A 15,717-nucleotide genomic window follows, 5' to 3' on the forward strand; every position below is an offset into this window, starting at 1 on the left:
GGCGTGCATCGCGGCCACGTACACCGCGGTCAAATGGGGTCGGCTGGGCGGGAGGTGAGGTGCGAGCCGGCAGGTGGCGGACGCGGACCGCGACCTGGCCGCGGCATCAGCGGTCTCAGAGCCTGCCTGGCGGTTCCTGTGGGCTCGGGTACGTGATGTCGAACCACGTGAAGTGGGCTTGGTTGGTGGAGGGGCGGCCGTTGGAGGTGGCGTAGAGGCCGAGCTGGATGCTGGTGAAGCGCGGGGTGAGGAAGGTGGCTTCGACGGTGGTCAGGTCCTGCCAGGCGCCGTCGGGTGCCGCGTGGGCGAAGGTGTGGCTGAAGCCGCGGATGCGGACCCGCAGGCGAATGGGGCCCGGGGGGACGGGAACGCCGGCCAGGACGTCGGGCCCGTGTCGGAGGCTGAGTCCTTCCGCGGTGCGGAGGAAGAGGAGATGGGTGTCGTCGTCGAGGACTACGGCGAGGCCCGCCTGTTCGTCCGGCGCGGCGGGGGTGAAGTGCAGTTCGGCGGAGACGTCGCAGTCGGGCTGTTCCTGGGGGCGGGCCAGCAGTGACGGGGTGGTGCGTTCGCCGATGCGGTCGGGGCGGAGCTGGAGGCGGAGCCCGTCGCCGGTGGTCCAGAACCGGGCGGGTGGGGTGCGCAGGGTGCTCCAGTCGGCGGAGAGGGTGGCGAAGTCGTCGTGGAGGGGGCGGCGAAGGTCGGTGTGGACGACGGGGGAGAAGACCGGCCAGCCGTCGTCCCAGGTGATCCGGCTGAGGAAGGTCTCACGGCCGAGGGCGGAGCCCGGGCGGACGCCCAGGAGGACCGCCCGCCACTCGCCGTTCGGGGTTTGGACGAGGTCGGCGTGCCCGGTGCAGGTGACCGGGCCCTTGGCGGGCGGTAGCGACGGGTTGCCGGGGGCGCCCTCGTAGGGGCCGGTCACACGGTCGGCGCGGGCGGCCACCACGCTGTGGTCCACATCGGTGCCGCCCTCGGCGGTGAGCAGAAGATAGGTGCCGTCGATCCTGTAGAGGTGCGGGGCTTCCGACCATCGGGCGCCCGGGTGGCTTCCCGACCACAGGACGTGCTCGGGTCCCGTCAGCCGTCGTTCCTGGGGAAGGTATTCGCGCATCCAGATCTCGGTGCGCCCCGCGGCTTCGTCCACGACTCGTGCGGCGGTGAACCAGGCCCGGCCGTCGCCGTCGCCGTCGCCCTCGCCGTCCCCGTCGCCGTCGTCCGGCCCGTCGTCGAAGAACAGCGACGGGTCGAAGCCCTCACCGTCCAACCAGTGGGGCTCCGACCACGGCCCCGCCGGGTCGGTCGCCGTGACGACGAAATGGCCGGGGCCGTCCATCAGCGTGCAGACGAGATGAAAGACCCCGTCATGGTGCCGGATCGTCGGTGCGAACAGGCCCCGTGAGGGCTCGCACCCGTCGAGGTCGAGCTGGGACGGCTGGTCGAGCGCGGAACCGATGCGCCGCCAATTCACGAGGTCGCGGCTGTGGAACACGGGAAGGCCCGGGAACCATTCGAAGCTGGACGTCACCAGGTAGTAGTCCGCTCCCACCCGGCAGACGGACGGGTCGGGCCGGAACCCGGGCAGCACGGGATCACCGGAGAACCCGGTCATGAAACCGGGACGATCTCGACCGGCACGGACAGCACCCGGTCGGCCGCCGGGTGACGTACGGGGCCCTCCAGAGTGAAGGAGCCCTGGAGCGGAAGATCGCCGCTTGACCGTCCGACGGCCACGCCGATCTCCCCGGGCTCCACTCTTCTGCGCAGGTCGAGCCCGGTGAAGGAGGTCCGGTCGGCATGGACGGAGAAGGTGATCCGGGCGGCCGCGCCCGGCCGCAGCTCGACCCTGGCGAACCCGGCGAGCCACCGCTGCGGCCGGACGACGGACGCCACGGGGTCGGAGAGGTACAGCTGGACCACCTCGGTCCCGGTCACCTCGCCGACGTTGCGTGCGGTGACCGAAACAGCGACGGCCCCGTCCGTCGCGGCGACGGGATCCACCGAGAGCTCCGAGCAGGTGAAGCTGGTCCAGCTCAGCCCGTGTCCGAAGGGGAACAGCGGGGTCGGGTCCACCGAGCTCCAGTCGGTGTGCCCGCCGAGCCTGGCGTGCAGATAGGTGCCGGGCTGGCCGCCGACCTGGCGGGGGATCGAGACGGGCAGCCGCCCGGACGGTTCCGCGGCCCCGCTGATGATCCGGGCCAGCGCCGTCCCACCCTCCTCTCCGGGGAAGAAGACCTGCACCACGGCCGATGCGCGCTCGGCCAGTGTGCCGAGCGCGTAGGGCCGTCCGGAGACGAGCACCAGGACGGTCGGCACCTCGGAGTCCAGAACGGCGGAGGCGAGTGCGGCCTGGTCGCCGGGCAGGTCGAGGGTCTCGGCGTCGCAGCCCTCTCCGGAGGTGCCCCGGCCGAACATGCCCGCCCGGTCCCCGAGCACCAGCACGTTCACGTCCGGATCTTCCTCGGTGACCGTGAACCCGGCAGCGGTGAGCGCCTCGCCGAGCGTCGGGATCTCCAGACCGAGGTCGCCGGGCAGGGCGACGTGATTGGGGAAGGAGTAGCAGCCGAGGAAGGACTGGGGGTCGTCGGCGTAAGGCCCGCTGATCGCCACCCGGCACGGCTGCAGCGGCAGGATGCCGTCGTTGGCGAGCAGGACGGTGGACCGTTCGGCCAGGAGCCTGGCCAGTGCCCGGTTCTCCGGCGGGTCGAGGTCGACCGGCTCGGGTTGGACGGGTTCCCAGCCGGGGTCGAGCAGGCCGAGCTCGGCCTTCTGCAGCAGGACCCGTTCCGCGGCCCGGTCGATGAGCTCCTCGGGAAGGCTTCCCGACCGCACCAGTTCGGTCAGCGGCTCGCCGTAGCAGCGGGCCGTGGGCAGCTCGACATCGATTCCGGCGGTCAACGCCAGCGCGCCGGCCGCGCCGCGCGATCCGGTGACACCGTGCCGGGTCTCCAGGAAGGAGACGGCGTAGTAGTCGGCGACGACCACACCGCCGAAACCGAGCTCGCCCCTGAGCAGTTCGGTCAGCAGCCGTTCGTCGGCGGCCACCGGAACGCCGTCCACATCGGTGTAACTGTTCATCACCGACCGGGCGCCTCCCTCGCGCAGTGCCCGTACGAAGGGCTCGACCAGTACGTCGGCGAACTCGCGCGGTCCTGAGGAGACGGGGGCCATGTTCCGGCCGCCGCGCGAGGCCGAGTACCCGGCGAAGTGCTTGAGCGTCGCCACGATCCCGGCTCCTTCCAAGCCCTGCACATAGGCGGTGCCGATCGCTCCGACGAGATAGGGGTCCTCGCCGATGCACTCCTCGGTCCTGCCCCACCGGTAGTCGCGGACCACGTCGAGCACCGGAGCCAGCCCCTGGTGGACGCCGACCCGCCGCATCCCCGCGCCGATGGCGGCGGCCATCTGGCGCACGAGCTCGGGATCGAAGGAGGCGCCCCAGGCCAGTGGCCCGGGGAAGACCGTCGCTCCGAACGTCATGAACCCGGTCAGGCACTCTTCGTGAGCGACCGCCGGTATCCCGAACCGGCCGGATCCGGTCACCTGCCGCTGGAGCGAGGCGAGCCGCTCCATCCCGGCTTCCGCGGTGATCGGCGCGGTGCCGTACACCCGGGTGAGCTGGCCGAGGCCGTGGGCGACGATGTCGTCGAGGCCGGGCGCGGACTCGCCGGAATCGTCCTCCATCGGCGCGACGGGTGCGCCCGGATCCGAGGGCAGCGCCCAGAAGCCGGCGAGCTGACCCGCCTTCTCCTCCAGCGTCATCCGTTTCAGCAGATCGGAGACTCGTATGGACACGGGCAGGAGGGGGTCACGCCAGGGCTCGGTCAAGGAGTTCTCCTAGTGCTGTGGCCGGGAAGGTTTGCCGGGTCGCGGTTCCCCCAGCTACCGCTGGGAGGGGCCCCCGGGGGTGCGGTGCATCGCAAGGCGGAGGGCCGCCGCTTGTACTGGACGTACTCGGGGCGGTCCGACAACGCCGGGGGCACCTCCCAGCGGTAACTGGGGGAGAGGTGCCGTGCCGTGCGCCGTGACACGGTGAACCTCGCCGGTCACAGCACTAGAGACGGGGCAGGGCGGTGGAGAGCCGGACCTTGAGCTCGGTCGAGAGCTCCATCCGGGGGCTGACCAGCGGCTGGCCGTCCAGGAGCTGGAAGAGTGTGCGGGCGGCGAGCCGGCCCATCTCCTCCAGCGGCTGGCGCACCGTCGTCAGCGGCGGGGACAGCCATTCGCACATCGGCAGGTCGTCGAAGCCGACCACGCTGAGGTCTTGCGGGATGCTCAGTCCGCCCTGGCGGGCGGCTTCGTAGACGCCCATCGCCTGCTGGTCGCTGCCGGCGAAGATGGCGGTCGGCGGCTCGGGGAGGGCGAGCAGTTCCCGGGCGCGCTGGAACCCGCCCTCGTGCTGGAAGTCGCCGAACCGGATCAGGTCGCGGTCGACCTCGATCCCGGCCCGCTCCAGCGCGGCGCGGTACCCGTCGATGCGGGCCTGGCTGCAGAGCATCTCCTTGCGCCCGCCGATCGCGGCGATCCGGCGGTGCCCCAGCTCCAGCAGGTGTTCCGTGGCGGCGAGGCCGCCCGCCCAGTTGGTCGCGCCGATGCTCGGCACACCGTTGCCCGGCAGGTCGATCGGGTCGATGACGACGAGTGCCACCCCGGCCTGTTCGACCTGGGCGCGCTGGGCCTGGGTGACCGAGGCGGTGACGAGGATGACGCCGTCGCTGTGGTGCAGGACCGGCAGTGCGGCCCAACTCGAAGGCGTGGCCTCACCCGGCGGGACGAGCGACACGACGGTGCCGACGCTCCGCTGGGCGCACTCGGCCTCGACGCCGCGCAGTATCTCCACTGCCCACGCGCTGTCCAGACCGCCGATGATCAGGTCGACCAGGCCGGACCTGCGGGCCCTGGCCTGCGCGCCGGGGTGGAGGTAGTTGTGGGAGCGCAACAGGCTCTCGATCCGTTCGCGTGTCGCGGGTGCGACATCGGAGCGGCCGTTGACCACCTTGGAAACGGTGGCCTGGGAGACCCCCGCCTCAGCGGCGATGACGGCCAGGGTCGGACGCTGCTCGCTCAACTTCTCTCCTCCGCGCGGACGCCTTGGGTTAGCGACAGGTATCGCAAACTTTCGAAGAGTTTCCGGTCGGCGCGACCTCATTGTCAAGCCACAAGTGGGCTGCTGCCGACGGAAATTCGGTGAGAAGGCTTGACCGGGGGGCTTCACGTTCCTAGTTTGTGGCAGCACGAATTCGAGAATGTTACGAAACATTTTCGAATCGAACCGGCATTCACCACCCCGGAGGTCCCATGGCCAGCACACACCCGAGTCGACGAAGCTTCCTCGCGCTCTCGGGCCTGACCGCTCTGTCCGTCTCGCTCACCGCGGCCTGCGGCGGCGGGGGCTCCGGCTCGGGGTCGGCGGCCGACGGCAAGGTGACCTTCGCGTGGTGGAACATCGCCACGACGGAACCGGGCAAGTCCCTGTTCCCGCAGATCTCCTCGGCGTTCACGGCCGCTCATCCGAACATCACGATCAAGACGACCTCGTTGGAGAACGAGGCCTTCAAGTCCAAGCTGACGGCCAACACTTCGTCGGGCAAGCTCCCCGATGTCTTCCAGACCTGGGGCGGCGGCGTTCTGCGGCAGCAGATCGACGCGGGGCTGGTCGAGGACCTCACCGAGGCGTTCGGCTGGTCGTCCGACCTCACCCCGGTCTCGCTGCAGGCCTATCAGTTCGAGGGCCGGACCTACGGGGTGCCCTACGACGTCGGCATGGTCGGCTTCTGGTACAACAAGAAGCTCTTCGCCGAGGCCGGGATCACCGCTCCGCCGGCCACCTGGGCCGAGTTCCTCGAAGACGTCAAGAAGCTCAAGGCGGCGGGCGTCACTCCGATCGCCCTCGCGGGCAAGGAGAAATGGCCGGGCCACTACTACTGGGCCTACCTCGCGATGCGCGTCGCAGGCCTCCCCGCCCTGCAGCAGGCCGCGACCACCAAGGACTTCACCGGCGCCGGCTTCGTCCAGGCGGGCACCCACCTCAAGGAGCTGGTCGACCTCCAGCCGTTCCAGACGGGCTTCCTCGGCGCCGGCTACTCCACCCCCGGCGGCCAGGCCGCGACCATGGGCAACGGCAAGGCCGCCATGGAGCTGATGGGGCAGTGGGCGCCGTCAGTGCAGAAGGACGCGGGCGCGGACCTCGGAGCGGACCTGGGCTTCTTCCCCTTCCCGACGGTCGACGGCGGCGTCGGCCAGGCCACCGAGGTGTTCGGCGGTGGCGGCGGCTTCGCGCTGCGCAAGGGCGCCCCGAAGGAGGCGCTGGACTTCCTGAAGTTCTTCGTGCTGGAGAACGAGTCCAAGCTGCTGGCCTCCAACGGCTACCTGCCGGTCGTCAAGGGCGCGGAGAGCCAGCTCACCGAGCCCAACAGAAAGGTGGTGGCCGACAGCCTGGTCAAGGCGACGGGCTTCCAGCTCTTCCTCGACCAGGCCTACCCGCCTGCGGTGGGCCAGGAGGTCAACGACAGCGTCGCCGACCTCATCGCGGGCAAGAAGACGCCTGAGCAGGTCACCAAGTCGATCACCGAGGCTGCGAAGGGTGCCTAGCTCCGTGTCCACCCTGACCAAGGAGCGGACGAAGGACGCCGTGCCGGCGCGCCCGTCAGCCCCGGCACGGTCGCTCCTGCACGGATTGGGAAGCTGGGCGTCGGTCGCCTGGTTCCTCGTCCCGGCTCTGGTCCTCTTCCTCGTCTTCGTCCTCGCCCCGATCGTCGTCGCCGTCTACACCGGCTTCTTCAAGTGGGGCGGGATCGGCCCCCTGGGCGACTTCATCGGCTTGGAGAACTACGCCACGCTCTTCCGCGATCAGGTCTTCCTCGGCGATCTGAAGCGAGGGCTGTACCTGATCGCCCTGTCGATCACGGTGCAGCTGCCGTTCGCGCTGTTCACCGCGGTCCTGCTCAACCAGCGGCTGCGCGGCCGGGCCGTCTACCGGATGCTGTTCTTCGCGCCGTACATCCTGTCCGAGGTGGTCACGGCGGTCCTCTTCACGATGATCTTCCTTCCCGGCGCCGGCATGGCCGACCATCTCGCCGGCGCCCTCGGCCTGGAGGGGCTGCGGGGGAAGTGGCTCGCCGATCCCTCGACGGTCATGCCGACCCTGTTCGTTGTCATGACCTGGAAGTACTTCGGCTTCCACATGATGCTCTTCCTCGCCGGACTGCAGAGCATCCCGAGCGAGATCCTCGAGGCCGCCTCCATCGACGGCGCCGGCGTCTGGCAGCGCTTCCGGCACGTGACGATGCCGCTGCTGGGCCCGACGATCCGGATCAGCGCCTTCCTTTCGATCATCGGGGCCATCCAGCTCTTCGACCTGGTCTGGGTCATGACGGCGGGCGGGCCCAACCACTCCTCCGAGACGATGGCGATCTCGATGTTCCAGTTCGGGTTCAAGCGCTACCAGGTCGGCTATGCCAGTGCGATCAGCGTGGTGCTGTTCATGATCAGCCTGGTCTTCTCCCTCTTCTACCAGCGCTACGTGCTCCGCCGTGACCTGAGCGGGGCGGTCACCTCGGGAGGTGGCCGATGAACGCCCGCAGGACGGCACGAGGCCTGTCGCTGCACGCCGTGGTCTGGCTGATCGGCGCGTTCGTCGTCGTGCCGCTGGTCTACGCGGTGATCTCCGGGTTCAAGAGCACCGGCGAGCTGACGACCAACCCGTTCGGGCTGCCCGAGCACTGGAAGACCGGCAACTACACCGGCATTCTCGGCGACGGAATGTTCTGGCGGCAGATCGCCAACAGCGCGGGCATCGCGATCGGCACGACGTGCTGCACGGTGGCGGTCTCCGCGATGGCGGCGTTCGTGCTGGCCCGCTACGCCTTCCGGGGCAGGGAGCTCTTCTACACGCTGTTCACGATCGGGCTCATGTTCCCGTTCGCGGTGGCCGTCCTGCCGTTGTTCCTGCTGCTGCGCACCTTCGACCTGCTCGACAACCCGCTCGGAGTGATCCTCCCGCAGGCGGCGTTCGGGCTCCCCATGACGATCATCATTCTGCGCGGCTTCTTCCGGACCATCCCGGCGGAGGTCGAGGAGGCGGCCATCATGGACGGCTGCGGCAAGTTCCGCTTCTTCTGGAAGATCCTGCTGCCGATGGCGCGTCCGGCGCTCGGCACGGTGTCGGTGCTGGCGATCGTCGCGAGCTGGAACAACTTCTTCCTGCCGCTGCTGGTGTTCAACGACCCGAAATGGCAGACGATCCCGGTCGGAGTCCAGCAGTTCCAGGGCCAGTACTCGACCGACTACGCGCTCGTCCTCGCCTACATCGTGCTCGCCATGGTCCCCGCCCTCGCGTTCTACGCCGTCGCCGAGCGGCAGTTGATCGGCGGCCTCACCGCGGGCGCCACCAAGGGCTGACCCGCCCCGCGCGACTTCCACCCCGAGGAGACGTTGTGAAACGCCTGATCGCACTGACAGTCCCAATTTTGTTAGCGCTAACATCGCAGGCCGTGGCCGCCCCCGCGCGAAGCGGCAGCGGCATCGACTTTCGCACAGCGCTCCAGCCCATAGACGGATTCGGCTTCTCGATGGCCTTCCAGCGGGCTGACCTGCTGCACGGCGCGCGCGGCCTCAGCCCGGCCAAGCAGCGCGAAGTGCTCGACCTGCTGCTCAGCAAGGACAAGGGCGCGGGCTTTTCGATCCTGCGCCTGGGCATCGGGTCGTCGACCGACAGGGTCTACGACCACATGCCGACGATCCTGCCGGCCGATCCCGGCGGGCCGGACGCCACGCCGAAGTACATCTGGGACGGCTGGGACGGCGGCCAGGTCTGGCTCGCCAAGGAGGCCAAGGCCTACGGCGTCAAACGGTTCTACGCCGACGCCTGGAGCGCCCCGGCCTTCATGAAGACCAACGGAAGCGAGAACAACGGCGGCGAGCTGCGGCCCGAATGGCGTCAGGCCTATGCGAACTACCTCGTGCAGTACGCAAAGTTCTACCGGCAGGAAGGCATCGGGATCACCGACCTGGGATTCACCAACGAACCCGACTGGACGGCGACCTACGCCTCGATGCGGTTCACCCCGCAGCAGGCCGTCGACTTCCTCAAGGTGCTCGGGCCGACCGTTCGCGCATCCGGATTGAAGACCGAGCTGGTCTGCTGCGACGCCGCGGGCTGGGACCGGCAGGTCGCCTACACCGAGGCCATCGAGGCGGACCCCGCCGCAGGCAAGGCCGTGCGGACCATCACCGGCCACCGCTACAGCGGTCCGACCGCGGTCCCGCAGCCGGCCGACAAGCCCGTGTGGATGTCGGAATGGTCTCCGGACGGCGCCACCTGGAACGAGAACTGGGACGACGGCAGCGGCTACGACGGTCTCGCCGTCGCCGCCGACATCCAGAACACCCTGACCGTCGGCAACGCCAGTGCCTACGTCTACTGGACCGGAGCGTCCCTCGGCGCGACCCGGGGCCTCATCCAGCTCGCCAACCCCGGTGACGACTACCGGGTGTCCAAGCGGTACTGGGCCCTGGCCGCCTTCAGCCGCTTCATCCGCCCCGGCGCCGTCCGCGTGGCGGTCACGAACGCAGACCCGGCACTGCAGATCACGGCCTTCCGCAACACCGACGGCAGCCGCGTGATCGAAATCCTCAACACCGCGACCACCGAAAGCTCCACCGAGTTCTCCCTTCGCGGCGGGCACGACCGGCACCCCGACGGCTACGTCACCGACGGGACCCGCTCGATCACCCCGGCCGACATCGTCGCCACGCACGGCACGACCCTCACGGCGACGCTCGCCCCGCGCGCGCTGACCACGATCGTCCTCGACTGAACCGCCTGCACCCCGAGGAGTAACCCGCCATGTCCCTTCACATGTCCGTTCCCATGTCCCGGATCCTCACCGCCCTGTCCGCCGCCATCTGCCTCTCGGCCGGTCTCGCCGCAGCGCCCGCGGCCGCCGAGCCCCGTCCCAAGACACTCGGCGAACTGGCCGCGAAGCACCACAAGTACTTCGGCTCCGCCACCGACAACCCCGAGTTCACCGACGCCGCCTACCTGAAGCTCCTCGGCAGCGAATTCGGCCAGACCACCCCCGGCAACGCCATGAAGTGGTACGCCACCGAGCCCGAGCGCGGCGTCTTCGACTTCACCGACGCCGACAAGGTCGTCGAGTTCGCCAAGGCCCACCACCAGAAGGTCCGCGGCCACACCCTCATCTGGCACAACCAGCTCCCCGCCTGGCTCACCGAGGGCACCTGGAGCGCCGACGAGCTGCGCGCCATCCTCAAGAACCACATCCAGACGGAGGTCCGGCACTTCAAGGGCCAGGTGATCCACTGGGACGTCGTCAACGAGGCCTTCAACGAGGACGGCACCTACCGCGAATCGCTCTTCTACAAGACGCTCGGCCCCGGCTACATCGCCGACGCCCTGCGCTGGGCCCACGAGGCCGACCGGCACGCCAAGCTGTACCTCAACGACTACAACGTCGACGGCATAGGCCCCAAGAGCGACGCCTACTACACCCTGATCAAGCAGTTGAAGGCCGACGGGGTCCCGGTGGAGGGCTTCGGCATCCAGGGCCACCTGGCGCTCCAGTACGGCTTCCCCGGCGATGTCCAGCAGAACATGCAGCGCTTCGCCGACCTCGGGGTCGACGTCGCGGTCACCGAGCTCGACATCCGGATGGCCCTCCCCACGACCCCGGAGAAGCTCGCCACCCAGGCCACCTGGTACGCGGACTACGTCAAGGCATGCCTGGCGGTCAAGAAGTGCGTCGGCGTCACCATCTGGGACTACACGGACAAGTACTCGTGGATCCCCTCCGTCTTCCCCGGCGAGGGCGCAGCGCTGCCCTACGACGAGAACCTGCTGCCCAAGCCCGCCTACCACTCGATCAAGGAGGTGCTGGGCGGATGATCAGGACGGCGATCGTCGGAACGGGCGGGATCGCGGGCATCTGCCACGTTCCGGCCCTCCGCGCGCAGGCGCACCGGGCCCGGATCGTGGCAGCCGTCGACGTGGACGCCGCGCGCGCCGAGGCGTTCGCGGCCGAACACGGCATCCCCGCGGTCTACACCGACCTGCACACGATGCTCGAGGAGCAGAGTCCGGACCTCGTGCACCTGTGCACGCCTCCGTTCCTGCACGCCGACCAGGCCGTGGCCTGCCTGGAGTCGCAGGCGTGGGTGTGGTGCGAGAAGCCGGTGGCCCTGTCGCTGGCCGAGCTCGACCGGATCCGTCGCGCCGAAGGGCCCGCCCTCGCGGGCGCGGTGTTCCAGCACAGGTACGGCTCGGGGGCCCGGTACCTGCGCGACCGGATCACGGCCGGGACCCTGGGCCGTCCGCTCATCGCGCAGTGCGTCACGGCGTGGTACCGCGACGACGCCTACTACGACGTGCCCTGGCGCGGCACCTGGGAGAGCGAGGGCGGTGGCCCGACCCTGGGCCACGGCATCCACCAGATGGACCTGCTGCTCGCGGTGCTCGGCGAATGGGCCGAGGTACGCGCGATGGCCGGCCGCCTCGCGCGCGAAGTCCAGACCGAGGACGTGTCCGCGGCCCTGGTCCGGTTCGACAACGGAGCCATCGCGACGGTCGTCAACAGCGTCCTTTCCCCACGCGAGGAGAGCTACCTGCGCTTCGATCTCACCGACGCCACGGTCGAGCTGCGGCACCTGTACGGCTACTCCAATGCGGACTGGACCTTCACCACGAGGGCGCCGGGCGAGCAGTGGGAGCCGCCGGACGACCTGCCCAGCTCGCACACCGCCCAGCTCGCGGCCTTCCTGGACGGCTACGAGGCGGGGATCCGGCCCGACCTCGGCAGGCCCACGATGGAACTGGTCACCGCCTTGTACAAGGCCGCGATCACCGGCCTGCCGGTCCGGCGCGGAGAGATCGACGCGGCCGACCCGTTCTACGGTTCGCTCAACGGAGGGCGCCCGGGGGTGTTCCGGTGACCTTCGAACTCCTCGAGAACGAGGACTCGCTGACCGTCCGAGCTCGCGACGTCGACCTCTTCCGGTACGTGCACCGGCCGGTCATGGACCCCTTCGAAGCGCCGAAGCCCTACCTGCATCCGGTACGCACGCTCGCAGGCGACGTGGTCACCGGGTACCGGCCGCACGACCACCGCTGGCACAAGGGCATCCAGATCACGGCGTCGTGGGTGTCGGGGCAGAACTTCTGGGGCGGCGGCACCTACCTGCGCGGCCAGGGCTACGTGGACCTGCCGAACCTCGGCACGATGCGCAGCCTCACCCTGTCCGCCGAAACCGGCCACGGCCGCGCCGCGATCACCGAAGCCCTGGCCTGGCACACGATGGCGGGGGAGCGCTGGATCGACGAGCACCGCACGCTGACCGCACACGGCATCGGGGCCGACTCCTGGACCCTGGACGTCACCACCTCGCTGACCAACGTCCGCGACGCCGGCCTGATGTTCGGCAGCCCCGGTACGCAGGGCAGAAGGCTCGCCGGATACTCCGGCCTGTTCTGGCGCGGCCCGCGCGACTTCACCGGCGGCGAAGTGATCGGCCCCGCGATGGGCGAGCAGGGGGACTGGCTGGCCTTCATCGGCACGCACGACGAGGTCGACCGCTCCTCCACGCTCCTGTTCCTGGACGATCCCGACGCCCCCTGCCACTGGTTCGTCCGCAGCGAGCCCATCCCCGCCGTCAACCCGTCCCTGGCGTTCGACAAAGAACTGCCGCTGGCCCCTGGCGACACCCTGTCGCGCCGCTACCGGATCGTCGTGGCCGACGGCGCATGGACCCCCGGGCGCCTGTCCCGCCACATCGCGGAACACTCGTGGTGACCCCGCTCCCCGGCGGCGTGGGGATCTCCGGGTTGACGGTGTACGACTGGCAGGCCGCGGACGGGCTGTGCGGCGGCACGCCCCACATGCACCTCGTCTGCTCCGAGGCATACGTCGTCATCGGCGGCGCGGGCAGCGTCCAAACCCTCACCACCTCCGCCTTCACCGAGACCCCGCTGCTCCCCGGCGACGTCGTCTGGTTCACCCCCGGCACGATCCACCGCCTCGTCAACGACGGCGGCCTGCGCCTCGTGGTGCTCATGCAGAACAGCGGACTCCCCGAGGCGGGCGACGCCGTCTTCACCTTCCCTGCTCCGGTCCTGGCCGATCCCCACGCCTACCGGAAGGCTGCCGCCCTCACCGGCGACCATTCCGCGGCAGCGCGCCGCCGCCGTGACCTGGCACTCGAGGGTTTCCTGGCCTTGCGCGAAGGCGGGCTACAGGAGTTCCACATCGCGGCCCACCGCCTGAAAAGCGAGCTCCTGGACGCCTGGTGGCTCCGCTGGCGTGACGGCCCCCTGGCCGCAGCCGTCACAACCGGCCGTCAGCTGGAACGGCTGAAGGCCGGAGACCTCTCCCACCTCGACCACGGCGAAGTCTCACGACTGGAGTGCCCGGAGCACCAGCGCTTCGGCATGTGCGGCCGCCTTCACACCTATCCCGTCCCCGACCCCCTGACGCGGCCGCTCGGCGGTTCGTCGGGTTCACCTCACCCCCGCCCCCCAAAGGAGCTCTTCTGATGTGGTTTCGCCATCCGTCTCCGGTCCACCTGAGACGACGCCTGCTCGCCGTCCTCGCGCCCTTGCTGCTCCTGGCTGCTTACCTCGGTGTGCAGCCCGCCGGCGCGGCGACGGCCGTCGACCCCAACGCTTCGTACGTGCTGGTCAACCGCAATAGCGGCAAGGCCCTGGACGTCTACAACCTGGCGACCAACGACGGCGCCCGCATCACCCAGTGGACCAGGAACGATCAGAACCAGCAGCAGTGGCAGTTCGTCGACTCCGGCGGCGGTTACTACCGCATCAAGTCCCGCCACTCCGGCAAGGTGCTGGACGTCCAGAACGGGTCCACCGCGAACGGCGCCTCGATCGTCCAGTGGGCCGACGCGAACCGAACCAACCAGCAGTGGCGGCTGGCCGACAGCTCGGACGGCTACGTGAGGTTCATCGCGCGCCACAGCAACAAGGCCCTCGAAGTACAAGGCGGGTCCACCGCCGACAACGCGAACGTCGTCCAGTACGACGACTGGGGCGGCACCAACCAGCAGTGGCAGCTCGTCAAGGTCGGTGCCGGCAACCCCGGCGCCTGCGCCCTTCCGTCGACGTACCGCTGGACATCCACGGGCCCGTTGGCGCAGCCCAAGCCCGGGTGGGCCTCGCTCAAGGACTTCACCGTCGCCCCCTACAACGGCCGGCAGCTCGTCTACGCGACGACCCACGACACGGGGAAGAACTGGGGCTCGATGAACTTCAGCCCGTTCACCAACTGGTCGGATATGGCCTCGGCCGGGCAGAACGCGATGTCGACGTCCACCGTCGCGCCCACGCTCTTCTACTTCGCGCCGAAGAACATCTGGGTGCTCACCTACCAGTGGGGTGGCGGGAGCGCCTTCTCATACCGGACGTCGAGCGACCCCACCAACCCCAACGGCTGGTCCTCACAGCAGGTGCTCTTCTCCGGAAGCATCGCCGGCTCCGGGACAGGACCGATCGATCAGACCCTCATCGGTGACAGCACGAACATGTACCTGTTCTTCGCCGGTGACAACGGCAAGATCTACCGGGCCAGCATGCCGATCGGGAACTTCCCGGGCAGTTTCGGCTCGAACTCGACCGTGATCATGAGCGACACGACGAACAACCTGTTCGAAGCCGTTCAGGTCTACAAGCTCCAGGGCCAGAACCGCTACCTCATGATCGTCGAGGCTGACGGCTCGCAGGGCCGCTACTTCCGCTCGTTCACGGCCACCAGCCTGGACGGTTCGTGGACGCCCCAGGCCGGGAGCGAGAGCAGCCCCTTCGCCGGCAAGGCCAACAGCGGCGCCACCTGGACCAACGACATCAGCCATGGCGAACTGATCCGCACCAGCGCCGATCAGACCTTCACCGTCGATCCCTGCAACCTGCAGTTCCTCTACCAGGGACGCGACCCCAACGTCGGCGGTGACTACGGCCTGTGGCCCTACCGGCCGGGTCTGCTGACACTGCAGCGCTGACGACGTGACACCGGTCCGGCTCCGGAGGGGAGCCGGCGTGGCGGGCTCGGGGGAAGGCCGAGCCCGCCACGGGTGCGTGGCAGTACGGTGCGGAGTCACCGTGCCGGCCCCAGGAACTGGGTGGCCGCCAGGCGTGCGTACAGGCTGTCTTGGCCGAGCAGTTCCGTATGGGTGCCCACCGCGCGTACCCGCCCCGCGTCCATCACCACGATCCGGTCGGCGTGGGTCACCGTGGAGAGAGGGTGTGCCACGACGAGGACGGTGGTCGTCCGGGCGGCCTGCGTGATGACGTCGCGTACCGCCAGTTCATTGACGGCGTCGAGCTGCGAGGTCGCCTCGTCCAGGAGCAGCAGCCGGGGTTTGCCCAGCAGGGCTCGGGCGATCGCGATGCCCTTCACCGAAGGTCGCGGCCCGGGTCGTCGCGCATCTCGCCGCTGGCGGTGCGGGCGCCCAAGCCGGCCGCCGCTCTGCGGCCCGCGCCCGCGTCGAGGCCCTGACCGCCCGGGAGCGGGACGTCCTCGGCTTCCTCGGCAGCGGTCTCTCCAACGGGCAGATCGCGCGCCGCCTGCACCTGGCGGAGGGAACGGTGAAGGCCCACGTCAGCTCGATCCTCGCCCGCCTCGGCGTCGACAACCGGGCCGCAGCGGCCGTGGTCGCGCACGAGGCCGGCGTGGTCCCGGTGCCGTCCGACCGGCCGGA

Annotated in this window: 12 protein-coding genes and 2 pseudogenes; 10 read left to right on the top strand and 4 right to left on the bottom strand. The window is 69.6% G+C overall.

The window, feature by feature from the left end; genetic code table 11:
• Nucleotides 1-115: 115 nt before the first annotated feature.
• From OHA89_RS37780 to OHA89_RS37790, 3 genes are all read right to left on the bottom strand, one after another.
• On the bottom strand, nucleotides 116-1,609 hold the full coding sequence (locus OHA89_RS37780) for a glycoside hydrolase family 43 protein (RefSeq protein WP_406368125.1): 1,494 nt from the start codon (nucleotides 1,607-1,609) through the stop codon (nucleotides 116-118).
• Nucleotides 1,606-3,825, bottom strand: a complete 2,220-nt coding sequence (locus tag OHA89_RS37785) for a glycoside hydrolase family 3 N-terminal domain-containing protein (protein ID WP_266616200.1) — start codon at nucleotides 3,823-3,825, stop codon at nucleotides 1,606-1,608. Before OHA89_RS37785 ends, OHA89_RS37780 begins: the two co-directional genes overlap by 4 nt.
• Before the next feature lie 226 nt (nucleotides 3,826-4,051).
• Nucleotides 4,052-5,065 (bottom strand): LacI family DNA-binding transcriptional regulator, encoded by a 1,014-nt coding sequence (locus OHA89_RS37790; RefSeq protein ID WP_406368126.1) that lies wholly within the window; start codon nucleotides 5,063-5,065, stop codon nucleotides 4,052-4,054.
• Nucleotides 5,066-5,295: 230 nt separating this feature from the next.
• Here OHA89_RS37790 and OHA89_RS37795 point away from each other — a divergent pair, with 230 nt between their 5' ends.
• The 9 genes from OHA89_RS37795 to OHA89_RS37835 all read left to right on the top strand — a co-directional run bounded on the left by OHA89_RS37795 (nucleotide 5,296) and on the right by OHA89_RS37835 (nucleotide 15,018).
• Nucleotides 5,296-6,588, top strand: a complete 1,293-nt coding sequence (locus OHA89_RS37795) for an extracellular solute-binding protein (RefSeq protein WP_266616196.1) — start codon at nucleotides 5,296-5,298, stop codon at nucleotides 6,586-6,588.
• Nucleotides 6,581-7,570: a carbohydrate ABC transporter permease gene (locus OHA89_RS37800; protein ID WP_406368127.1), complete on the top strand. Its 990-nt coding sequence runs from the start codon at nucleotides 6,581-6,583 to the stop codon at nucleotides 7,568-7,570. Before OHA89_RS37795 ends, OHA89_RS37800 begins: the two co-directional genes overlap by 8 nt.
• Nucleotides 7,567-8,397 (top strand): carbohydrate ABC transporter permease, encoded by an 831-nt coding sequence (locus tag OHA89_RS37805; protein WP_257552267.1) that lies wholly within the window; start codon nucleotides 7,567-7,569, stop codon nucleotides 8,395-8,397. The genes OHA89_RS37800 and OHA89_RS37805 overlap by 4 nt, the downstream gene beginning before the upstream one ends.
• 92 nt (nucleotides 8,398-8,489) lie before the next feature.
• Complete coding sequence (locus tag OHA89_RS37810; RefSeq protein WP_406368128.1) at nucleotides 8,490-9,815, top strand: glycoside hydrolase family 30 protein; 1,326 nt, start codon at nucleotides 8,490-8,492, stop codon at nucleotides 9,813-9,815.
• Between the two features lie 29 nt (nucleotides 9,816-9,844).
• Nucleotides 9,845-10,903: an endo-1,4-beta-xylanase gene (locus OHA89_RS37815; protein ID WP_406368129.1), complete on the top strand. Its 1,059-nt coding sequence runs from the start codon at nucleotides 9,845-9,847 to the stop codon at nucleotides 10,901-10,903.
• Nucleotides 10,900-11,946: a Gfo/Idh/MocA family protein gene (locus OHA89_RS37820; RefSeq protein ID WP_266616906.1), complete on the top strand. Its 1,047-nt coding sequence runs from the start codon at nucleotides 10,900-10,902 to the stop codon at nucleotides 11,944-11,946. Before OHA89_RS37815 ends, OHA89_RS37820 begins: the two co-directional genes overlap by 4 nt.
• On the top strand, nucleotides 11,943-12,803 hold the full coding sequence (locus OHA89_RS37825; protein ID WP_266616905.1) for a PmoA family protein: 861 nt from the start codon (nucleotides 11,943-11,945) through the stop codon (nucleotides 12,801-12,803). The genes OHA89_RS37820 and OHA89_RS37825 overlap by 4 nt, the downstream gene beginning before the upstream one ends.
• Nucleotides 12,800-13,543 (top strand): cupin domain-containing protein, encoded by a 744-nt coding sequence (locus tag OHA89_RS37830; protein ID WP_257559192.1) that lies wholly within the window; start codon nucleotides 12,800-12,802, stop codon nucleotides 13,541-13,543. The genes OHA89_RS37825 and OHA89_RS37830 overlap by 4 nt, the downstream gene beginning before the upstream one ends.
• The gene (locus OHA89_RS37835; protein WP_266616903.1) at nucleotides 13,543-15,018 is read left to right on the top strand and encodes a non-reducing end alpha-L-arabinofuranosidase family hydrolase; all 1,476 of its coding nucleotides are present in this window, start codon (nucleotides 13,543-13,545) and stop codon (nucleotides 15,016-15,018) included. Before OHA89_RS37830 ends, OHA89_RS37835 begins: the two co-directional genes overlap by 1 nt.
• Nucleotides 15,019-15,113: 95 nt before the next feature.
• Here the strand turns inward: OHA89_RS37835 and OHA89_RS37840 are convergent.
• Nucleotides 15,114-15,407 (bottom strand): annotated as a pseudogene (locus OHA89_RS37840) (ABC transporter ATP-binding protein); the annotation flags it as partial.
• Between the two features lie 5 nt (nucleotides 15,408-15,412).
• Here OHA89_RS37840 and OHA89_RS37845 point away from each other — a divergent pair.
• Nucleotides 15,413-15,715 (top strand): annotated as a pseudogene (locus OHA89_RS37845) (response regulator transcription factor); the annotation flags it as partial.
• Nucleotides 15,716-15,717 lie beyond the last annotated feature (2 nt).

The sequence above is a fragment of the Streptomyces sp. NBC_01546 genome (genome assembly GCF_045208355.1).
Classification (GTDB): domain Bacteria; phylum Actinomycetota; class Actinomycetes; order Streptomycetales; family Streptomycetaceae; genus Streptomyces.